This window comes from Pseudomonas sp. TREG-RG-20F-10-E-6-01 (genome assembly GCF_022662455.1).
GTDB lineage: Bacteria > Pseudomonadota > Gammaproteobacteria > Pseudomonadales > Pseudomonadaceae > Aquipseudomonas.
Genome location: NZ_JAKNQP010000001.1, coordinates 928,957 through 950,094, shown reverse-complemented (window position 1 = coordinate 950,094; position 21,138 = coordinate 928,957). Strand labels below are relative to the sequence as shown.

Here is a 21,138-nt window from a genome sequence, read left to right as displayed (position 1 = left end):
TCTAGGAGGCCTTGAGGGCTTCCCGCGTTTCGTTGTTGAGGCTGTAAGTGAAGGCGTTGCGCAGGTCTGCGCCTTCGGCCAGTTCGGTGGCGTCGGTGAGCAAGTGGGGGTAACGATCCAGCAGGCGCATCAGCACCATCAACGGTTTTGGCGGCGTAATTTCGCCGCGTTCGTAGCGTGAGAGTGCGTTGTGCCCGCCACCGGAAAGCACGGCTACGGTTTGTTTTTGCGTGAGGTGCAGCTTGCGGCGGATACGCTTCAATTCGGCGCCCATCATGCGCCGGGCGGCGTGGAGCAGATCATCACCGGCCTTGGCATGGCGTTCGCAACTATCGGGGTCATACATGCCGTCTTCGCACACCTGGCATTCCCAGCCCGAGAGATCATCAATGCGCCGCTCCATACCTTTTACGCACAGGGTTTCGCTGCGGCCTTCAAAGCGTGTCATGGCGTCGGGGGCGCCACAGATATAGCAATGTTGGGTGTTCATGGGTTCATCCCTTTGAAGGAGATCACCGGTGGGTTACTGCCGGAGCAGTAAGTGACCTTGATGTAAATCTCCAGACCATGTGAATGGATGTGGTAGACGTCATGCCAGACGCGGTGATCGGCATAGGTGGTCATCGATTTGTACAACATCCTGTTGTGCAGTTTGAAAACGATCGCTTGCATCTCAGTGAGATCAAGGTCGAGAGCCTCTGCGGTTCTCTTTGCCGCCCGTGTGAAAGCCTTGGCACCAAGCCGCCTCACATCCGCCTTTATCACCGCCAGATCGTAATGAGGTGTGTACTTTTCCATAAGACACCTGAGTCCAATAATTACCCTATATGGGTAATTTTACTAATCGAAAATTCAGTTCTTTTTGCCGCTTACGAACCCTAGTGCGTTGCCTTTGTAGGCAAGTCTGAATAGGCTGTAGGAAAATTCATCCTATGATTGGACGAAAGCGCAAAATCCATGACAGACATCGCCCCTCTGATCAAACGTTCCCTGGTTGACCAAGCCCTGGAGCAACTGCGTCGACGCATCACTGAAGGCAAATGGGCCATCGGCGAGCGCCTGCCCACCGAGCCTGAGCTGTCCGCCGAGCTGGGCATCAGCCGCAATACCGTGCGCGAGGCCATGCGTGTATTGGCGTTTTGCGGCTTGATCGAAATTCGCCAGGGCGACGGCAGTTATTTGCGCTCGATGACCGACCCGCTGGGCGCAATGCGGGCGTTGTCCCATTGCACCCTGGAGCAGGCGCAGGAGACCCGGCAGATTCTCGAAGTGGAGGCCATCGGGCTCGCGGCGTTGCGCCGTACCGAGACCGATCTGAGTGTGTTGCGCGACGCCCTCAAGGCCAGCGCCGAGCTGTACCACGGCGACCTGGAGGCTTATATCAGCGCCGACCTGGTGTTCCACAAACACTTGGTGGACGCGGCGCACAACCCGGCATTGAGCGAGCTGTACCAGTACTTCTCTGCCATCGTCGCCGCCCAGTTACGCCAGACCCTGAACATCTCACCGCGTCGTCAGGCCGTGTTTGACCTGCATATCGCCTTGCTCGACGCCGTGGAACAGCAAGATCCGGAACGCGCCAAATCCCTCTGCCGGCAGTTGATCAATGAACCTTGAAACCAAACGCCCGACTGAACTCGAAGAATTATTAATCGACGCCGAAGCCGATGATGACGTGGTGCAGCACACCCCGCCGGTCGTCGCGCGGCCGTGGCTGTTACTGCTGGGCCTGATTCTGGTGGCACTGAACCTGCGCCCGGCATTGTCGAGCATGTCGCCGCTGCTGGCTGAAGTCTCCCAGAGCCTGGGGTTGTCGGCAGCCAAGGCGGGTTTGCTGACCACCTTGCCGGTGCTGTGCCTGGGCCTGTTCGCACCGATGGCGCCGATCCTGGCGCGGCGCTTCGGTGCTGAGCGCGTGGTGCTTGGGATTCTGTTGACGTTGGCTGCCGGGATCATTTTGCGCAGTGCCTTCGGCGAGGTCGGGCTGTTCGCCGGTAGCCTGATTGCCGGTGCAAGTATCGGCATCATCGGCGTGCTGCTGCCGGGCATCGTCAAGCGTGATTTCGCCAAACAGGCCGGCACCATGACCGGCGTGTACACCATGGCGCTGTGCCTGGGCGCCGCATTGGCTGCCGGATCGACGGTGCCGCTGAGCAAGCATTTCGGTGACAGCTGGAGCATCGGCCTGGGCTTCTGGATTCTGCCAGCGCTGGTGGCGGCGGCGTTCTGGTTGCCACAGGTCGGGCAAAAACATGGTGCCCATCAAGTTGCGTATCGCGTGAAGGGGCTGCTGCGTGATCCGCTGGCCTGGCAGGTAACGGTGTACATGGGCCTGCAATCGTCGCTGGCCTATATCGTGTTCGGTTGGTTGCCATCGATTCTGATCGGCCGCGGCCTTAGCGCGACCCAGGCGGGCCTGGTGCTGTCCGGCTCGGTCATCGTGCAGTTGGCCAGTTCCCTCGCCGCACCTTGGCTGGCCACGCGCGGCAAGGACCAGCGGCTGGCGATTGTGATGGTGATGCTGTTGACCCTCGGCGGCTTGTTCGGCTGCCTGTACGCGCCCCTTGATGGCCTGTGGGGCTGGGCGATCCTGTTGGGCCTCGGCCAGGGAGGCACTTTCAGCCTGGCGTTGACCTTGATCGTGCTGCGCTCGCGCGACTCACATGTCGCGGCCAACCTGTCGAGCATGGCCCAGGGATTTGGCTACACCCTGGCATCCCTCGGGCCGTTCGCGGTCGGGCTGGTGCATGACTGGACGGGCGGCTGGACAGCCGTAGGCTGGATCTTTGCCGTGATCGGCGTGGGCGCCATCGTCGCCGGGTTGGGCGCGGGCCGTGCGGTGTACGTGGGCGTGCGCAGCGAGAAGGTATAGCAAGATGGCAAGTGAGGAGCAGTAAACCTGCTCCCGTGCCAGGCAAGCTTGGGCGCCACCCCAAGCCCTGCGCTTTTCAGGCGTTACAGGTACCGCATTTCCAGGGTGGCCGAACCGTCGATGAGCACTTCGTTACTCAGGTCCATCCCGTCGGTGCGGTTGATGAGGGTTTGCACCTCCAGGTCGGCGACCAGGTCTTTGGTCGGCAGCGGTTGGCTGGCGTCGTTCATGGCGGCGATGGACATGTACAGGCCCGGATCGAGAAACCTTTCCTTGTTCCACGAACTTCCCTGGTCAGTGGAGCCAATGGTCTGCACCGGCACATTGTCGGCGAGCGGGTTACTCAGCATCAAAACGTAATGCCCAAGCTTCTGATCGCCATTGATCAAGCCCAGGCCGTAGTCGCTGGGGTTGTCGGTTGAGCCGACGCGGTTATCCACGCCATACAGGGCGAACGCCGTTGCGGCCTCACAGGTGACGGTCAGGCTCAGCGTATGGTTGCCGATGATGGTGTATTTGGCCGGGTTCAGGTCCTTGGCGGAAATCTTGCCGTGGTCGATCACCCCACCATTGGACAGGCTCGGCGTGCACGCGCTGGGCGTGATCAGGCCCTTGACGGTCAGCTCGGCAGTGGATGCCGCCGAAGCGCCTGTGGAAGTGGCCAGTAATAGCGCAGTGGTCAAGACAGGGAAAAGCTTGTTCATTTAGCGGGTACTCCTAGGGTTGGAAAAGGTGGTGTTACAGATAAGTCACTTCCAGGGTGGCGGAGCCATCCATGGGAATGTCGGTGCTCAAGTCCAGGTTCTGCTTGGCGTTGATCACTGCTTCCAGGGTCAGTGTGCTGTTCAGGGTCTGGATGCCGGAGGGGCCCGCGGTGCTGCCTTCCAGATCGGTAAAACCCAGCAGGCTTTTGGCGCCGATGTCGATTGGATTGCGGTTTGAGGTGCGCCAGGCCACGCCGCCGGTGGTGGACTCGGTGCCGTAGATGTGCGGCACGGCATCGGCCACGGTCTGCTTGGGGTCGAACTTGACCGAGTACACACCGACCTTGTTGCCGCTGCCGTCCAGGCCTAACCCGTAGTAAATCTCGCTGTTGACGTGCGCCGTGCCGTCGCGGTTGTCGCGCATGCGCAAGGCGTAGCGGGCGGCGCCGTTGCACGTGACGGTCAGGTTCAGGGACTTGAGTGGCAGCCGTGTGCCGGTTGTAAGGTTAAGGTCTTGCTGGGAGATTTTGCCGAAGTCGACCAACCCTGCGGCTGACAGGGTTGGCGTGCAGGCCATCGGCGTAATCAGCCCATCGACCCTCAGCTCTACGCTGGAAGCGGCGAGGCTCAGCGGGTTGAAGAAGATAAAGGGCGCGAGAATCAGATATCGAAGGATCATGAGGGCTCCGGGAGCGCTTACAGGTAGGTGATTTCGAGCGTGGCCGAACCGTCGAGCCGAACCTCAGTGCTCAGGTCCAGGCTGTCGAGTGGTGCAATAAATGCCTGCAGGCTCAGTAAAGCGCTCAGGTTTTGCAGGGCCTCGGGGCCCTGGGTGCTGCCGGCCGCCGCGGTAAACCCCAGAAGGCTGCGCGCGCCAACGTCGATGGGACTGCTGTTGGCAATGCTCCAGGCCGAGCCGCCCGTGGTGGAGTCGGTGCGATACACCTGGGAGAAGTTGTCGGCGCTGACCTGGGCAGGGTCGACCGTCAGGTAGTAGCGCCCGATTTTCTGCCCGCGTGTATCCACGCCCAAGCCATAGGCGGTTTCATCCAGGCCGCCGGTGGCGGAGCCGTCGCGGTTGTCCTTCATGACCAGGGCAAACGGGGTCGGCCCGTCACAGGCCACCGTGAGCGTCAGCGGCCGGGCCGGCAGGCGTGTGTCCTGATCGTGGCTCAAGTCGTTGATCGACAGCTTGCCAAAGCTCACCGTCCCCCCGTTGGACAGCCCGGGCGTGCAGGCCGCCAGCGCAAAGTGCGCTTGCAGGCGCAGCGCCCGCGAGCGCCCGGAGCCGGTAGCCTCGATCCGCCCGGTGGTGTCCCAGGTGACGGCATCGCGCACAGGCGTCGCGCGCTCCTCGGCATAGGCACTGACTGCCAGTTGCAGGGAGAAACTGCGGCCATGCGCGGGCAGGCCGTTGAGCATCGGTACGATGCCATGCTCGGGGCGCCAGTCCAGGGACTGGGCGCTGGCAATCGGCGGCTGGCCGCTGGCCGCCAGCAAACCCAGCGCTACAGCGCGGCCGTCCAGCAGGCCACCGTGTACGTGCACGCGGTAGCTGCCGCCCTGGGTGAAGCGCAAACGCTCGGCGCTGGCGGCCAGGCCGCGGTAGAACACGCTCAGGTCGCTGGTCTGCGGGCAGTCCAGGGTCATGCTCAGGCGCCGTTCACCCAGCAGTCGTTCAGGGCCGTGTGCCGGGTCAATGGTGCGACGAATCGAGCCAAAATCCAGCAGCGACTCACTCACGTCCAGTCGGCAATCGTTCTGGGCCTGGGCGGTGCCCGTCAGTAGCAGGGCGGCGAGGCAGTAATGACGTTTCACGAGAGTCCTCACAGAGTCAGGCAGCGGGCGGTGGCGGTTTCGAAATACACGTCGGGGTCGGCCTTTTGCGGCAGCTCAAAACGCAGGGCGCAACGCGGCTGCCCAGGGCCCTTGATCCATAGCGGGCGAGGGTCGAGCACATTGGGCAGGAATACTTGGTTGCCCTCTTGCACCAGCGTGACGAACTCGCCGCCGTCGGTGGTGACCGTCGCGCCACGCGGCACCGGCCGGTCAAGGGTCAGCAAGGCCCGACGTGTGAGGGCGACGCCGAACTCAAGCCGGTCGACGGCGCCGCGCCCTGCCGACACCACGGCCAGGCCATTGCTGATGTCGGCATTGCGCGGCAACGAGCGCGTCTGCACTTCCACCGGGCTACGGCCATAGGCGCTGATCTGCGGCACCACGGCCTGGCCTTGCCAGTCGGTCCACACCGGGCCGCTTGGCGTACTGACTTTGACGCCGGACATCTGGCCCACCGACAGCAGCGCAAACGTGTCGCGCACCGGGTAGGGCGACAAGGTCACGCCGTCGCCATGCACCACCACACCGCCGCGCGCGCCGCCCTGGTAGCTGGAACGCGCGTCGCTGGAGCGGCTGTAGTTGAAGTCCAGCTGGCTGTAGAACGGCAGGGCGGAAACCCCGAGGGATGACTCGACCTCACGGTCGCGGCTGTCATGTTCAACGCCCACCCGATAGGCCAGTTGGTCGTTGAGCGGTTCGTTGACGCCGATACCGATGCGGTGCTCGTCCCCGGAGTTACGCACCCAGGTGCGGCCTCGACGGTTCTCGCCCAGGGGCAGGCTGAGGTTCAGGTACAGGCTGTCATCGTTGTAACGGCGGCCGCCCATCTGCCATTCGGCGGTGGCGGACAGCGATACGCCGCCCACTTGCGTGCCCCACGACGCCAGTGCCCGGCTGCTGCTGTCGCCGGCAAACGAGGCGGCGCGCGACACGCCGAGGCTGAATGCTCCCAGCCATGGATGCGCCCAGGAGACCGTGGCGCTTTGCTGGTCGCGGTAGCGTGAGCGCTGCTGCTCGCGGGTATGGGCGGCGTAGGTCGATTCGGTGAGGTCGCGATAGCCCTCGCTGCGCCAGGCATTGGCGGCGCTGATGGCCCAGCGTTCACCCACTTGCTGAGACCACGAGAGGTCCACCTGCACGCCGCGCGCTTGCGCCTGGCGAGTTGCCTCGGCGACCACCACAGCCCCTTGCAACTGGCTGTTCTGCCAGGGCAGCACACCCAGGTTGGCCCCGGCCGAGCGATAGTCTTCGGCCGCCAGCAGGCCGCTGCCCAGGGTGATCAGTGGGTGAACTGCAGCCGTCCACCCGGCGCTGACCACCCAGGGTTCGGCGCCATTGCTGTCGCCGATGTTGCGCACCGTGCCTGCGGCCACGGCGTAACCCGGTGCAGGCAGACCCAGGCCCAGCATCGCCGCCGGCACGCTGAAGCGCCGTTCTTCGCCGGAGGCTTCCTTGACCGTCACTTCCACATCGGAGCGCCCGTTCAGGCGCGGCACATGGCTCAGGGAAAACGGCCCCGCGGGGACCACTGTGGAGTGAACCAACGCACCGTTTTGCCGCACCTCCACCTGGGCCGGGCCGTTGGCGATGCCATCGATCGTCGCGCCCTGATCCTGGTCTTGCAGCGCCTGCTCGGTGAGCACTTGCACGCCAGTGATCGGGGCTCCCGCCAGCACCGGGTTGTAGAGGTTGATCTGCCCGGCCTGCAATACCGCCTGCTGGCGGGCAAAGGTCCGTTGGGCGTAGGCGTCCAGGTGATTGCTGCGCGAGACGCCGTCCTGCCAGGTCTGTACCTGGCGGCTGCGCACGATCCAGTCGCCGGCGTTAAAGCCGACTTCGGTGTTGGCCGAGCCGAACCGGCTGCTGCTGTCGCCGAACTCGTTGTGCAGGCCGGTCACATCGTAATTGAGCAAGGCTGCGAAACCGCCGGTGCTGTAGCCGGAAACGTCCTGTGGCGCAACGCGCAACGCCTGCGTGGGCACTACCAGCGACAGAGCCAGGCTGGCCGGGTCGGATTCGATCACCGTCTGGGGGTAGTGCTCGACAAAGGCGTGGCAGGCGTCAACGCGGCGTGGCGGCGCGACCAACTGACCGGCTTGCAACAAGGCGGCGTCAAAGCACAATGCGCCGTGGTCATCGAAGCTGATGTCGACCCGACCGCGCCGTTGGCCGTTGACCTCCAGGTTGACGGCGTGGCGGCCGCGGGTAAAGCGCGGCGTGTCCAGCAGCAGGCTGGCCAGTTGCGGGTCGATGCCACGCTGGTGCAGGGTCTGGTGGTCGAACGAACCGGTTGACGGCGCGTCGTCTGCCCAGGCCTGTTCGGCCAGCAGCAGATGGCTGAGCGCCCATGCGATGCCGCCCAGTTGCACGAGTGACGGGCGCGGCATAACGCCGGACAGGGCTTCGCCGTCACGGTAATTCATGACTGTGTTCACACAATTACACTCGTTTGATGGAAGCCCGAGGCGAGGGTTTCGGACGCGCCAGGTGGTCTTCCCGGTGACCTTCGCAGGAGGTCACTTCGTTTTATAGAGGCGTCGCCGCAGGTCGACGCGGTGGGATCAAGGCGTGATGGGCGCCTCGTAGGGCGCGACAGCAAAGCCATACACCGTGGCCGGCTGCAGGCGCACTGACGTCGCCCCCGTACCTTGGGCCGCGACCGTCAGGGTTTCTCCCGGCAGCACATACGTGCGCGGTAGCAAGGTCGAGCCGTTGCCGGGTAACAGCCGCACCGCCTGCGCAAGGCGCACCACGTACGGTGTGGGGTTGCGCACGCTGAGCCGGTCGCCGTCCAGGTGCCAGGTCAGGCCCAGCCACGGCTCACGGTTGGGTGCCAGCCCCTTGGGATGCAGGATCACCGGCAGGTTCTGGCGCACCGTGACGCCCACTTGGGCGCGCGCGGCCTCGGTGCCGATACGTTGCTGGGGCATGCCTTCGAACACCACCCGTTTGAGCCGTTGGGTCTGCAACGGCTCGTCCGCTTGCAGGATGAACCGCACCAGCTGACGCTTGCCGGGCTCCACCCGCGACAGCGGCGGAGTGACGAACAGCAAGGTGGCCTGGTCTTCGGGGATGTCTTCGAGGGTCACGTGCAACAGGGCCAGTTTGCTGTCGGTATTGGTCACGGACACGGCCGCTTCGCCGTCCGCCTCGTGCACGATGACCACCGAGGTGTCCGGCACCATACCGTCGGCCAGCGCTGCGGCAGAGCACCATAAAGCGAGGCCGGCACAACCGGCGCGTATGCAGGAAACATGCATCGTCATCTGAGGACTCATTCACTAAGGGTTACAGGTACTTGAGGTCCAGGGTGATCGAACCTTGCAAAGGCACTTCTTGCTTCAGCGTCAGGCTATTGGCCGGGCTGATGGCGGTGTCCACCCGCAGGCTGGCGACCAGTTGCCTGATAGGGATGGGCACCAGCGTGTCGAGGTGGGCAAAACCCATGGCGTGCCTGGGATGTGCATTGGGCTCGGGGTGCCAGGTGCTCCCGCCGTCCGCGGAGCTGATCACCTGCAGGGCGCCGCCGTCGCCCACCGGCCCGCGCAATGACAAACCCACCGACCCCAGGCGTTCGCTCGGCGCATGAACGTTCATGCCCAAGCCGTACAGAACGTCGGGCTTCACAGAGGAGTCCGGCTGATTGTCGATACCCACCAGTGCAAACAGCGTCGGCCCTTCACAGTTGATGCTCAGGCCCATTTGCCGGCTGGGCAGTGACGTGAATTCACTCGGTCTCAAGGTGCGCGCCGGGATCTTGCCGTAATCGATCAGGCCGCTGTCGGACAGCGACACGGTGCACGCCTGGGGTGTGATCCGGCCGGTAACGCTCAGGTCCACGGTTGAGGCGGCGAAGGCCGGCGTCAGGTGCAAGGCGAACAGCGTGAGCGCCCGGGTGATGGTCGATGGGTTCATTGCGTCGTTATCACAGTGGGGGGTGGGTGGCGCCAGTTACAGGTACAGCACTTCAACGGTGGCATCGCCATCGATGGCCACTTCGTGGGTAACGTCATCCTGCTGGTGGGGGCAATCACGCCGCCCACGCAAGGTCGGGCTTACCAGTACTTCACTTGCAGCGTGGCATGACCATCGATGGGCATTTCATCCACCAGGTTCAGGTCGGTGCCTTTTACCAGGGTGGTGAAGGCGCTGAGTCGGGCGGTCAACACCTTCACGGCGATCGGGGCGTTGAGGTTGTCGGCGGCGGCGAAAGCGGTCAGCCCGGCATGGCCCAGGTACGTCGAAGGACGCCAGTCGGCACCGTCGTTGCTGGATAAGAGGGTGCGCACCGGCATGTTGTCGGCGACCGCATCCAGTACGCTGAACGCCACACTGCCCAGCATCTGGTCGTCATTGACCCTGCCCAGGCCATGGCTCGCCGGGTGGATGGCCGATGTGCCGGAGCGGTTGTCGACGGTGGTCAGGGTGAACAGGGTTTCTGCCTCGCAGGTGACCTCCAATTGCAGGTTGACGGTCTCCAGGCGGGTAGGCAGTTGGGGATCGAGGTCCTTCACCGTCAACCTGCCATGATCGACGACGCCACCACTGGACAGGTTGGGCAAGCAGGCGCTGGGCGTGATCAGGCCGGTGATCCTAAGGTCAGTGGCGCTGGAGGCAAATGCCTGGGGAATGACGGCCATCAGCGCCGTGAACACTGGGGCGAGGGTGCGATGGTTCATGTAAAACCTCCAAGTAGGGCGATGCGCGCGAGGCTGATCCGATGCGTCATGGCATCGGGTCAGCGAGCCTTGTTTACAGGTACTTCACTTCGATCGTGGCGGAGCCGTCGAGGGGCACTTCATTGCTAAGGTTCAGGTCTTGCGCAGGCACGATCTGGGTCATGACGGCCAAGTCAGTGATCAGGTCCTGAATAGGCACGGGGACATACAGGCCACCGGAAACACCGCCGAAACCGGCCAGGTTGCCGCTGTACCAATATTCACCATCAATCGCGCTCCAGGTTTGCCCGCCGTTGTTGGACTCCAGGGGTATGACGCCGACGTTGTCCGCAACCGGGTTCACCAGCTCAAGGTGGTAGGTGCCGATTTTCTGCGTGTTATCGATCAAGCCCAGCCCATAGCCCGTCGCAACGACGGCTGAGGACGCTCGGTTGTCGTTGCCGTTCAAGCCAAACAAGGTCTGTGCATCGCAGTTCACACGCATCTGCAAGGTCACGGCTGGCAGATCAGTGGGGGTGCCTTGATTGAGGTCCTTGGCGGAAATCTTGCCGTGATCGACGATGCCGTTGGCGGACAAGGTTGGCGTGCAGGCACTCGGGGTGATCAGCCCTTTGACGATCAACTCCACCGAGCTTGCGGCAACAGCCGGGCCTTGATGAGCGGCCACTAAAAAGAGGGCGAGTGCTGCTAGGGACTTATTCATGTCGTGAGGTTCCGGTGCAAGGATTGCTGACTGTGCCTCAGGGCAAACAGCCATGTGTGTTGCGACCGTTGGGAGGACAGGCCGCGCCCCTTGTTGGGGTGCGGCGAATTTATAGAGGGGGGCGAGGCGGGGAAATACAACAAATACGAGAGTAGGCGGATAGCGCAAAGGCGCATTCGCTTATGTCAGAACCGGCTTTTGTTTACGTAGGAATTGTGAAGTTTCGTAGTTTTTGTATCGTCCAGGCGCAGTCATTCGAATACGTTTTGCGCCGCTGAGCCGTCATAAAAAAATCAAAAAGATGGTTCAGAATGCCGCGCCCGATCGGCCAGAGCGCGGCCGTTTCCTGCACGCATGGCGTGCCATCATCGTCCGTCGATACGGTAAGTTGAGGTAGTCATGTCATCAGGCATTCCCCCAGGCAGCAGGGGTGGGGATGAGCCGCGGGCGTTGACCACCGCGCCTGCCTGTTGGCAACGGCTCAAGGTGCTGGTTGTTGACGACCATCCAGCCTACTGCCTGCTGATGAGCGGAACCCTTGATCGCCTCGGCCTGGGCCACCAAGCGTGCAGGGATGGGCGAGCCGCGCTGGCCGCCCTGGACGTGCAGCACTTTGATCTGATTCTGACCGACTGCCAGATGCCGCTCATGGACGGCTATGCCATGACGCGCGAAATCCGCCGCCGCGAACGTGAGGCGCTGTCGACGCGACTGCCCATCATCGGCCTGACCTCAAATCTGGGCCCTGACGAAGTCCGCCTGTGCCTGGAAGCCGGCATGGACGCGTGGCTGATCAAACCGCTGACTTTTTTGCAGCTGCACCACGTCTTGGTCTATTGGCTGGACCAAGCCCACGTGGGCGCATTCGAGCAGGGCACAAAGGCACAGGCATTGGTCGGGCAAAAAGGCTGGCCAACCCGTACGACGCTGGTGCAAATGTTTGGCCGCAGCGAAGTGGTGGACAGCATGCTTGGCAGCCTGATCCATGAAGCTCGCCAAGACCTGCGCGCGCTGTCGGGCGCGGTGATGCGCCTCGATGGCGCCGAAACCGTTCAACACCTGCACCGGTTGATTGGCAGCGTGGCCTTTCTGGGCGTCACCTCGCTGGAAAAACGCGGCCTGCAACTGATGACGCGGGTAAGTGGCGACGGCGTGGCCACGCATGCCCGCGACTTGATCCGGTTGCGCCAGGACCTGGTGCGTTACCTGGCGTACTTGTCAGCGCTTTGACGACGCAGGCTTTCATCGGGGGTGAAGGAAGATTTCGCCCTGAGCTGTAGCTTCTTTCTGACGGCCTGCTCTGTTTGTTTTGTAGGTATAACTCTCGACAGCCACGAATGCTGCACGGGCTGCCCTGGCTGGTTTTCTTGGCGGTTGTTGCCGGCCACATCCGGCGCTATTTTGCGTAGGTCAAGTTGCCATCATGGTGGGTCTCATGCTTCGCGTAATAATTGCTGACGATCATCCGATTGTGCGTATCGGCCAAAAAGTCGTGATCGAGGCCAGTGGAAAGTGCAAGGTGGTCGGCGAGGCCGACGGCCCCGATCAACTGCTGGCGGTGCTCGACAGCACGCCTTGTGACCTGCTGGTGACCGACTTTGCCATGCCGGGCAATCAGCAGGCTGATGGGTACGGCCTGTTGAGCCTGATGCAACGCCAATACCCGCGATTGCCAGTGATTCTGGTGACCATGTTCGCCAACATCGCCACGCTGCGCGCTTCCTTCGCACAAGGCGCGCGGGCCATCGTGGCCAAGAGTGCCTCAGCCAGGGAGTTGCCGCAGGCCATCAAGGCCGTGAGCGAAGGCCATACCTTTGTCAGCGAAAGCCTGCGGGTGCAGTTGGTGGAAGCTGGCACCGGCGACCAGCAAGCCGTGCCGCAGTTGTCCGGCAAAGAGCGTGAAGTGGTGCGCATGCTCGCCAGCGGTATGACCGTCAGCCAGATCGCCGCCCGGGTCAATCGCAGCATCTCGACCATCAGCAAGCAAAAAAGCACGGCCATGAGCCGGTTGTGCATCTCCACCGACGTGGATTTGTTCGCCTACGCCCGCAGCAGTGGCATGGTGCCGTAAGCGTGGTCATTTGCGCGGCGAATGTCGGTAGCCTTACCGGCGCTGGCGGCTTATCGTGCGCCTACCTTTTCGATGCCTGCGGAGCCTGCCCATGAGTGATGCCCACAACGCCCTGATCACCGAGTTCTACAGTGCCTTCCAGCGCCTGGATGCCGAAGCCATGGCCGCCTGCTACACCGACGATGTGGTGTTCAGCGACCCCGCGTTCGGCGAGCTGCGTGGCCGTGACGCAGGTGACATGTGGCGCATGCTCACCACCCGCGCCAAGGATTTTTCCCTGACCTTCGACCACGTGCGCAGCGATGAGGCCACCGGCAGCGCGCATTGGGTGGCGACGTACCTGTTCAGCGCCACCGGCAACACGGTGGTCAACGATATCGGCGCGCGGTTTGTGTTTCGCGATGGCAAGATCTGCGAGCACCACGATCACTTCGACCTGTGGCGCTGGTCGCGCCAGGCCCTGGGCCTCAAGGGGTTGTTGCTGGGTTGGTCGCCTGCGTTGAAAAACGCTGTGCGCGCCCAGGCGCTTAAAGGCCTGAAGGCATTTCAGGCCGGTCGTTGATAAGATTGGCGCTCCTCTGGTTTGCCGAAACGACCTGTGACTGATCTTCCTGAACCCAAACCCTGGTTTGTCTACCTGGTGCGCGCGGCCAATGGCTCGCTGTATTGCGGCATCAGCAATGACCCGGTGCGCCGCTTTGCTTCTCACCAAAGCGGCAAGGGCGCGCGGTTCTTTTTGTCCAGCCCCGCGGTGGCATTGGTGTACACCGAGCAATGCGCGAGCAAGGGCGAGGCGCTGCGCCAGGAGCGGCTGATCAAAAAGCTCAAGAAGAGCGCCAAGGAGTGCCTGGCGGCGAGCGGTTCATTGATTTGACTGATGGGTTCCCATCGCCCGCACGTGGGGCGTTGCAGGCTAAGCTAGCGGCTCACTTACTTGAGCGGAGCCTGGCATGTCTGAGTTGATCCTGCACCACTACCCGCAATCCCCCTTTGCTGAAAAAGCCCGCCTGATGCTGGGCTTCAAGGGCTTGTCCTGGCGCTCGGTGTTTATCTCGCCGGTGATGCCCAAGCCTGACCTCACGGCCCTCACCGGCGGTTACCGCAAGACGCCGGTGCTGCAAGTCGGCGCCGATATCTACTGCGACACCGCCTTGATCGCCCACCGCCTGGAGCAGGAAAAGTCCGCGCCGGCGCTGTTTCCCCAAGGCCTGGAGCTGGTCACGCAAAGCTTCGCCGCGTGGGCCGATTCGTTGGTGTTCTCGCATGCCGTGGCGCTGGTGTTCCAGCCCGAATCCCTGGCCGTCAAGTTCGCCAAGGTGCCGCCGCAGATGCTTGACGTGCTGGTGGCGGACCGCGCCAAACTGTTCAGCGGCGGCACTGCCACCCGCGTGCAATTGGACCGGGCCAAGCACCAATGGCCGACGATCATCAGCCGCATCGATCAGCAATTGCAGCACCAGGCAGGTGACTTCCTGTTTGGCGAGCCGTCGATTGCCGACTTTGCCCTGGCGCATCCGTTGTGGTTCCTCAAAGGCTCGTCGGTGACGGCGCCTTTGGTGGATGCCTATCCCGCTGTCGCTGCCTGGCTGGACCGTGTGTTGAGCTTCGGCCATGGCACTGCCAGTGAGATGAGCGCCGAACAGGCCTTGGAAGTGGCGCGTAACGCGACGCCTGCGGCCTTGCCGGATGAACTGTTCGAGGACTTGAACGGCTTCAAGCCGGGCCAGCAGGTGAGCATTTGCGCCACCGACTACGGCACCGATCTGGTGGCCGGCGAGTTGCTGTTCGCCGGGCGTGAGGAGTTGATCCTGCGGCGTACCGATGAACGCGGCGGCACCGTGCATGTGCATTTCCCACGGTTGGGGTTCCGCATTCAGGCGCAGTAAATAAAATTATTTTCAAAACAATGTGAGGTAAATCCACCGCCCATCCGTGTAGTGCTTGAAACTGCGATCTATTCGCATTAACAGCGTTTTCTACACGGGTTCTCACAGCATGAAATCGACGGCGGGCGGTTGGGTAAAACAGTGGCTGGGAGCCTCGGTACTGGCGGTGTCGGGGCTGGCGTTGCTGCCCCTGGCCGTGGCGCAGGCGCAGGAGCAGCAAAGCGCCCAGTTCAACTTTGCGCTGGCAGCCAAGCCGCTGCCCCAGGCCCTGAGTGATTTCAGCCGCGTCACCGGGATCAGCGTGATCTATACCGATGAAGCGCCCTACGGTCTCAGCGCCCCTGCCGTCAGCGGGCAAATGAGCGCGACCCAGGCCCTGCAACGCCTGCTCGGCCATTCAGGCTTTACCTTCCGCCAGATCGACGCCCACACCTTGGCCCTTGAACCTGTGCCCACCGACGGCGCGGTCAACCTCGGCGCCACCACCATCAGCGGTGCCGGCCAGGCCCAGGACAGCACCAGTTACCAGCCGCCGCCCACCAGCTCGGTGATGCGCTCCCATGGCCTGTTGCTGGAAACCCCGCAAACCGTCAACGTGGTGCCCGCCCAAGTGCTGCGCGACCAGACCCCGCGTAACCTGGATGACGCCCTCGCCAATATCAGCGGCATCACCCAGGCCAACACCTTGGCCAGTACCCAGGATGCGGTGATGCTGCGCGGGTTTGGCGATAACCGTAATGGCTCGATCATGCAAGACGGCATGCCCGTGGTGCAGGGGCGAGCGTTGAACTCCACTGCCGAGCGCGTTGAAGTGCTCAAGGGCCCGTCGTCATTGTTGTACGGTATTCAGGACCCGGGTGGCGTGGTCAATATCGTCAGCAAAAAGCCGGAACTGACCCAATCCACCTCCCTGACCGCACGTGGCTCGACCTTCGGCGACGGCAAGAACGGCAGTGGCGGTAACCTCGATACCACCGGCCCGATTGGCGACAGCGGCCTGGCGTACCGGCTGATCGTCGACCATGAAGACGAAGGTTACTGGCGCAATTTCGGCACCCACCGCGAGACGCTGGTGGCGCCGTCCCTGGCCTGGTACGGCGACACCACCAAAGTGGTCTTCGCCTACGAGCACCGCGAATTCCTCTCGCCGTTCGACCGTGGCACCGCCATCGACCCCAAGACCAATCACCCGCTGAACATCCCCGCGACCCGGCGCCTGGATGAGCCGTTCAACAACATGGAAGGCCGCTCCGACCTGTATCGCCTGGAAGTCGACCACGACTTGAACGACGACTGGAAGGCGCACTTGGGCTACAGCTGGAACCGCGAGACCTATGATGCCAGCCAGGTGCGCACGGTTTCGGTCAATTCCAACGGCACCCTGACCCGCAGCATGGACGGCACACGGGGGGCGCTGACCACCGATCGTTTTGCCACGATGAGCCTGGAAGGCAGCGTCAACGTCGGTGGCATGCAGCATGACCTGGTGTTCGGCCTGGACGATGAGTACCGCAAGATCTACCGCGCCGACTTGATCCGCCAGGCGCAACGCAGCGCCTTCAGCTACCTCGATCCGGTTTATGGCAAGGACGTGCAAGGCACCACCGTCAGTGCCAAGGACAGCGCCCAGACGGATCTGCTGCGCAGCGACTCACTGTTTTTCCAGGACGCCATTCACCTGACCGATCAGTGGATCCTGGTGGGCGGTGTGCGCTATCAGATGTATGACCAGTACGCCGGCAAGGGGGTGCCGTTCACGGCCAACACCAACGGCAATGGCCAGGCGTGGGTGCCGCGCGCCGGCCTGGTGTACCGCTACACGGATGAGTTGTCGTTCTACGGCAGCTACACCGAGTCGTTCAAACCCAACTCCACCATCGCCGCCCTGGCCGATGGCAGCACCTTGACCGGCGACCTCACGCCTGAGGAGTCCAAGTCGTGGGAGCTGGGCGCCAAGCTCGACATCCCGGGGCGTATTACCGCCAGCGCGGCGTTGTTCAATATCGATAAGCGCAACGTGCTGGTCTCAGTGGGATCAGGGGCAAACACCGTTTACAGCATTGCCGGCCAGGTGCGCTCCCGTGGCCTGGAGCTGGACGCCACCGGCCAGTTGACCGACCAATGGAGCGTGATCGGCAGCTACGCCTACACCGATGCGCTCGACACCAAGGACAAAGACCCGACGCTTGAGGGCAACCGCCTGCAAAACGTGGCCAAGCACACGGGCTCGCTGTCGGCGGTCTATGATTTCGGCACTATTTTCGGTGGCGACCAACTGCGGTTGGGCGCAGGCGCCCGTTATGTGGGCGAGCGCGCAGGCGATGCCGCCAACGATTTCAACCTGCCGGGCTACACCGTCGCCGACGCGTTTGCCACCTATGACACCAAGATCGAAGGCCAGAAGGTCAAGTTCCAGCTCAATGTGAAGAACCTGTTCGACCGCACGTACTACACCTCGGCCGCGAGCCGGGTGTTTGTGTCGCTGGGCGATGCGCGGCAGGTGTCAGTGTCCAGTACGCTTGAGTTTTAATCTGTCAGACGGGCTTGCTGTGGTGGCGAGCGGGCTTGCCCCGCGTTGGGCTGCGAAGCAGCCCCAAAACCAAGCACCGCGGTGTGCCTGGAAAAACGCGGTGGCCTTACCAGGGGCCGCTTCGCAGCCCAACGCGGGGCAAGCCCGCTCGCCACAACGGCATTGAGCTGGTAGCGTTGCCGCCACTGAAGACTTCGCGGGAAAACGCTACTGATGCACTTGGGCAGATGGATACACACCAGCGCGATGCTGGTTGGCTTGAGCTTTTTACTGGGCGGCTGCGCGAGTGTTTCGCAGACTTCCAACTCCCTTGATCAACTGCTGGCCGACCCGACGCTGCACGGCGCCACGGTTTCGCTGACGGTGCGTGACGCGCGCAGTGGCGCCACGCTTTATCAGCACAATCCGCGCACGCGTCTGGTCCCCGCGTCCAATCTCAAGCTGCTGACCACGGCAGCGGCGATGGACGTGCTGGGCCCGCAATACCGGTTCTCCACGCAACTGCTGAGCAACGGCATACGCCAGGGCGATCGCCTGACGGGCAAGTTGTACCTGCGTGGCCTCGGCGACCCGACGATTCAGTTCGCCGACTACCAGGCCCTGGCAGCGCAACTGGCCAGCCAGGGCGTGCGCCAAGTGCAGGGCGACATCGTGTTCGACGACACCTGGTTTGACGCCGAGCGGCTCGGTGTCGATTGGTCCCACGATGATGAAACCACCTACTATGGCGCGCAGATTTCGGCGCTGACCGTGTCACCCAATGCGGATTTTGATGCGGGCAGCGTGCTGGTCACGGCCAAGGCCCCAGCGCGTGTCGGCCAGCCAGTGAGCGTCGAGATCTTTCCGCCCACCGATTACCTGCAATTGAGCAACCGCGCGGTCAGTGGGCCGGGCAACACCTACGGGATCAACCGCCGCCATGGCACCAACCTGTTGCAACTCAGCGGTGCGGTGGCGCCGGGCAGGCAGAGCCCGCAACTGATCAGCGTGTGGGAGCCGACGCAACTGGTGGCCAATCTGTTTGAACAGGCTCTCAAACAGCAGGGCATTACCGTGCTTGGGCGTCGAATGGTGGGGGCTGCAACTCCTGCCGGCGTGGCCGTGCTGGCCGAGCATCAATCGGCGCCGTTGCAGGAATTGATCACGCCGCTGCTCAAACTCTCGAACAACAACATGTCCGAAGCCTTGCTCAAGGCCATGGGCCGTCAGACCGCAAATAGCGGCACGGCGGCGGCGGGTGTGGTGGCAGTCGCCGGTTTCCTTAAGCGTCAGGGCCTGGATACCGCGGCGCTGCATCAAGTCGACGGCTCCGGGCTGTCGCGGCAGAACCTGGTGTCGTCGCAAACCCTCACCGACCTGCTGCTGGCCGCGCGCAAACAGCCGTGGTTCAACGCCTGGTACAACGCGCTGCCGATTGCCGGCAACACTGACCGCATGACCGGCGGCAGCCTGAGCTATCGCTTGCGCGGCACGCCGGCTGAAAACAACCTGCATGCCAAAACCGGCTCCATGGGCGGCGTCTCGTCATTGAGCGGCTACATCACCGACGCCCATGGGCGCACGTTGGTGTTCTCGATGTTGAGCAATAACTACGTGGTGGCCGGCGCGCAGGTCAAGGCGCTGGAGAACCGCGTGGCCGTGGCCCTGTCACGCTGGGACGATTGATTCAGGGCTGATAGCCCATCCGCCAACTCACGGCCCGGGTCGCCGCCAGCAAGCGTTGCGCCGCCGGGCCATCTTCATCGGCGTGGAACAGTGAGGTCGGGCCGACCACGGTCATCACGGCCGCCACCTGGCCGACCGCGTTGAATACCGGCGCCGACAACGCGTCGACGCCGGGCATCAGCAAGCCGTGCACAAAGTGCAGGCCACGGCTGCGGATCTGCTCGCAGGCGGTGGCGTAAGCCTGATCGTCCGCCAAGGCATGGGCGACACCGGCCTGAATCTCGCGCTCGCGCAATTCCACGGTTTCCCGCGACGGCAGATAAGCGCTGAACACCAGCCCGGTGGACGAGCTGAGCAGCGGCAACACCGAACCCAGCTGCGTCACCACCGTGATCGCGCGCACTGCCGGCTCGATGTGCACCACGGTCGCGCCCTGGTTGCCCCACACCGCCAGAAAGCAGGTTTCATTCAATTCATCGCGCAGTTCCGCCAGGGGCAGGGCGCCGACTTTCAGCACATCCATGCTGCCCAGCGCGGCCAGCCCCACGCGCAACGCCTCGCGACCCAGGCCGTAATGGTTGGTGGCGGTGTTCTGTTCAGCAAAGCCTGAGGCGATCAACGCCTGTAAATAGCGGTGGACCTTGCTCGCCGGCATCTGCACATGCTCGGCCAGGCGCGACAGCGACGTGGCCGGCGACAGTTCGGCGAGGGCCTTGAGGATATCGGTGCCCACTTCGGCCGAGCGGACTTTCTGTTTACCGGTGTCGCGGGGCTTTTCCATGGAGGAGCGAGAATCCGAGAGGGGGAATGGGCGTCTTTATAGCTTGACGGTCGACAGTGATCAAATTACGTTATGCGTAACTGGATTACGATAAAAACAACTTCCGCTCAGAGGATGATCCATGAACCTCGAATACCAATCGGGCTTTGGCAATCAATTCGCCAGTGAAGCCCTGCCTGGCGCGCTGCCCGTCGGCCAGAACTCCCCGCAAAAAGCCCCGTACGGCCTGTACACCGAACTGTTCTCCGGCACAGCCTTTACCATGGCGCGCATCGAAGCCCGTCGCACCTGGCTGTACCGCATTCAGCCGTCGGCCAATCACCCGGCGTTCGTCAAGCTTGAGCGGCAACTGGCCGGTGGGCCGTTGGGCGCAGTGACGCCCAACCGCTTGCGCTGGAACCCTCTGGATATTCCGAGTGAGCCCACCGATTTCATTGACGGCCTGGTGGGCATGGTTGCCAACGCCGGGTCGCAACAGCCGTCTGGCATCAGCATCTACACCTACCGCGCCAATCGCTCGATGGAGCGCGTGTTCTTCAACGCCGACGGTGAACTGTTGATCGTCCCCGAGCAGGGCCGCCTGCGCATCGCCACCGAATTGGGCGTGCTGGACGTGGAGCCGCTGGAAATTGTCGTACTGCCGCGTGGCCTGAAATTTCGCGTCGAACTGCTGGATGCCCAAGCACGCGGCTACATCGCAGAAAACCACGGCGCGCCGCTGCGCCTGCCGGACCTTGGCCCGATCGGCAGCAACGGTCTGGCCAACCCGCGTGACTTCCTCGCGCCGGTTGCCCACTATGAAGACCTCAAAAAGCCGACAACGCTGGTGCAGAAATTTCTCGGCGAACTGTGGGCCTGCGAACTCGATCACTCACCGCTCAACGTGGTCGCCTGGCACGGTAATAACGTGCCGTACAAATACGACCTGCGCCGGTTCAACACTATCGGCACGGTGAGTTTCGATCACCCTGACCCGTCGATTTTCACCGTATTGACCTCGCCCACCAGCGTGCACGGCCTGGCCAACCTCGACTTCGTCATCTTCCCGCCGCGCTGGATGGTGGCCGAGAATACCTTCCGGCCGCCGTGGTTCCACCGCAACCTGATGAACGAATACATGGGCCTGATCCAGGGCGCCTACGACGCCAAGGCCGAAGGCTTCCTGCCCGGCGGCGCCTCGCTGCACAGCTGCATGAGTGCCCACGGCCCGGACGGTGAAACCTGCACCAGGGCGATCAATGTCGAGCTGGCGCCGCACAAGATCGATAACACCATGGCCTTCATGTTCGAGACCAGCCAAGTGCTGCGCCCCACGCAGTTCGCCCTCGAATGCCCGCAACTGCAACCCGCTTACGACGCGTGCTGGGCCTCACTGCCTGCCACCTTCAACCCGAATCGGAGATAACCC

The 21,138-nt window shown here is 63.0% G+C and carries 21 protein-coding genes; 10 read left to right on the top strand and 11 right to left on the bottom strand.

The window, feature by feature from the left end; all coding sequences use genetic code 11:
- Position 1: 1 nt before the first annotated feature.
- Together L8K08_RS04510 and L8K08_RS04505 are read right to left on the bottom strand one after the other, a co-directional pair.
- On the bottom strand, positions 2-490 hold the full coding sequence (locus tag L8K08_RS04510) for a type II toxin-antitoxin system MqsA family antitoxin (RefSeq protein ID WP_242194589.1): 489 nt from the start codon (positions 488-490) through the stop codon (positions 2-4).
- Entirely contained in the window at positions 487-798 is a 312-nt protein-coding gene (locus L8K08_RS04505) for a type II toxin-antitoxin system MqsR family toxin (protein ID WP_145161294.1), read from the bottom strand. The genes L8K08_RS04510 and L8K08_RS04505 overlap by 4 nt, the downstream gene beginning before the upstream one ends.
- A 159-nt stretch (positions 799-957) precedes the next feature.
- Between L8K08_RS04505 and L8K08_RS04500 the strand changes: the two genes are divergently transcribed.
- Together L8K08_RS04500 and L8K08_RS04495 are read left to right on the top strand one after the other, a co-directional pair.
- Positions 958-1,617, top strand: coding sequence for a FadR/GntR family transcriptional regulator (locus L8K08_RS04500; protein WP_242194587.1), 660 nt, complete (start codon positions 958-960; stop codon positions 1,615-1,617).
- On the top strand, positions 1,607-2,872 hold the full coding sequence (locus L8K08_RS04495; RefSeq protein ID WP_242194585.1) for a CynX/NimT family MFS transporter: 1,266 nt from the start codon (positions 1,607-1,609) through the stop codon (positions 2,870-2,872). Before L8K08_RS04500 ends, L8K08_RS04495 begins: the two co-directional genes overlap by 11 nt.
- A gap of 83 nt (positions 2,873-2,955) precedes the next feature.
- On the opposite strand, the gene L8K08_RS04490 is transcribed toward L8K08_RS04495, so the two are convergent.
- The 8 genes from L8K08_RS04490 to L8K08_RS04455 all read right to left on the bottom strand — a co-directional run bounded on the left by L8K08_RS04490 (position 2,956) and on the right by L8K08_RS04455 (position 10,797).
- A complete protein-coding gene (locus tag L8K08_RS04490; protein WP_242194583.1) occupies positions 2,956-3,576 on the bottom strand; it encodes a DUF1120 domain-containing protein in 621 nt (206 codons plus the stop codon).
- A 34-nt stretch (positions 3,577-3,610) separates the two neighbouring features.
- Positions 3,611-4,255 (bottom strand): DUF1120 domain-containing protein, encoded by a 645-nt coding sequence (locus L8K08_RS04485; protein ID WP_242194581.1) that lies wholly within the window; start codon positions 4,253-4,255, stop codon positions 3,611-3,613.
- A 17-nt stretch (positions 4,256-4,272) separates the two neighbouring features.
- Positions 4,273-5,394, bottom strand: coding sequence for a DUF1120 domain-containing protein (locus L8K08_RS04480; RefSeq protein ID WP_242194579.1), 1,122 nt, complete (start codon positions 5,392-5,394; stop codon positions 4,273-4,275).
- A gap of 8 nt (positions 5,395-5,402) precedes the next feature.
- Complete coding sequence (locus tag L8K08_RS04475; RefSeq protein ID WP_242194576.1) at positions 5,403-7,850, bottom strand: fimbria/pilus outer membrane usher protein; 2,448 nt, start codon at positions 7,848-7,850, stop codon at positions 5,403-5,405.
- Positions 7,851-7,976: 126 nt separating this feature from the next.
- Positions 7,977-8,681 carry a fimbria/pilus chaperone family protein gene (locus L8K08_RS04470; RefSeq protein ID WP_242194572.1) on the bottom strand — a complete coding sequence of 235 codons (705 nt, stop codon included), beginning with the start codon at positions 8,679-8,681 and terminating at the stop codon, positions 7,977-7,979.
- 22 nt (positions 8,682-8,703) lie between these two features.
- Positions 8,704-9,330, bottom strand: a complete 627-nt coding sequence (locus L8K08_RS04465) for a DUF1120 domain-containing protein (RefSeq protein ID WP_242194570.1) — start codon at positions 9,328-9,330, stop codon at positions 8,704-8,706.
- 140 nt (positions 9,331-9,470) lie between these two features.
- The gene (locus L8K08_RS04460) at positions 9,471-10,094 is read right to left on the bottom strand and encodes a DUF1120 domain-containing protein (RefSeq protein WP_242194567.1); all 624 of its coding nucleotides are present in this window, start codon (positions 10,092-10,094) and stop codon (positions 9,471-9,473) included.
- 73 nt (positions 10,095-10,167) lie between these two features.
- Complete coding sequence (locus L8K08_RS04455; RefSeq protein ID WP_145161312.1) at positions 10,168-10,797, bottom strand: DUF1120 domain-containing protein; 630 nt, start codon at positions 10,795-10,797, stop codon at positions 10,168-10,170.
- A 450-nt stretch (positions 10,798-11,247) separates the two neighbouring features.
- Here L8K08_RS04455 and L8K08_RS04450 point away from each other — a divergent pair, with 450 nt between their 5' ends.
- From L8K08_RS04450 to dacB, 7 genes are all read left to right on the top strand, one after another.
- Entirely contained in the window at positions 11,248-12,027 is a 780-nt protein-coding gene (locus L8K08_RS04450; protein WP_242194565.1) for a response regulator, read from the top strand.
- Between the two features lie 205 nt (positions 12,028-12,232).
- Entirely contained in the window at positions 12,233-12,868 is a 636-nt protein-coding gene (locus L8K08_RS04445) for a response regulator transcription factor (RefSeq protein WP_145161315.1), read from the top strand.
- A gap of 91 nt (positions 12,869-12,959) precedes the next feature.
- Positions 12,960-13,430: a nuclear transport factor 2 family protein gene (locus L8K08_RS04440; protein WP_242194563.1), complete on the top strand. Its 471-nt coding sequence runs from the start codon at positions 12,960-12,962 to the stop codon at positions 13,428-13,430.
- Positions 13,431-13,466: 36 nt separating this feature from the next.
- Entirely contained in the window at positions 13,467-13,742 is a 276-nt protein-coding gene (locus tag L8K08_RS04435; protein WP_025855645.1) for a GIY-YIG nuclease family protein, read from the top strand.
- Positions 13,743-13,818: 76 nt separating this feature from the next.
- Positions 13,819-14,754 carry a glutathione S-transferase family protein gene (locus L8K08_RS04430; RefSeq protein WP_145161319.1) on the top strand — a complete coding sequence of 312 codons (936 nt, stop codon included), beginning with the start codon at positions 13,819-13,821 and terminating at the stop codon, positions 14,752-14,754.
- A 109-nt stretch (positions 14,755-14,863) separates the two neighbouring features.
- Complete coding sequence (locus L8K08_RS04425) at positions 14,864-17,284, top strand: TonB-dependent receptor (protein ID WP_242194561.1); 2,421 nt, start codon at positions 14,864-14,866, stop codon at positions 17,282-17,284.
- Between the two features lie 213 nt (positions 17,285-17,497).
- Positions 17,498-18,949: a D-alanyl-D-alanine carboxypeptidase/D-alanyl-D-alanine-endopeptidase gene (dacB, locus tag L8K08_RS04420; protein WP_242194559.1), complete on the top strand. Its 1,452-nt coding sequence runs from the start codon at positions 17,498-17,500 to the stop codon at positions 18,947-18,949.
- 1 nt (position 18,950) lies between these two features.
- On the opposite strand, the gene L8K08_RS04415 is transcribed toward dacB, so the two are convergent.
- The gene (locus L8K08_RS04415; protein ID WP_242194558.1) at positions 18,951-19,730 is read right to left on the bottom strand and encodes an IclR family transcriptional regulator; all 780 of its coding nucleotides are present in this window, start codon (positions 19,728-19,730) and stop codon (positions 18,951-18,953) included.
- Positions 19,731-19,851: 121 nt separating this feature from the next.
- Here L8K08_RS04415 and hmgA point away from each other — a divergent pair, with 121 nt between their 5' ends.
- Complete coding sequence (hmgA, locus tag L8K08_RS04410; RefSeq protein ID WP_242194556.1) at positions 19,852-21,135, top strand: homogentisate 1,2-dioxygenase; 1,284 nt, start codon at positions 19,852-19,854, stop codon at positions 21,133-21,135.
- Positions 21,136-21,138 lie beyond the last annotated feature (3 nt).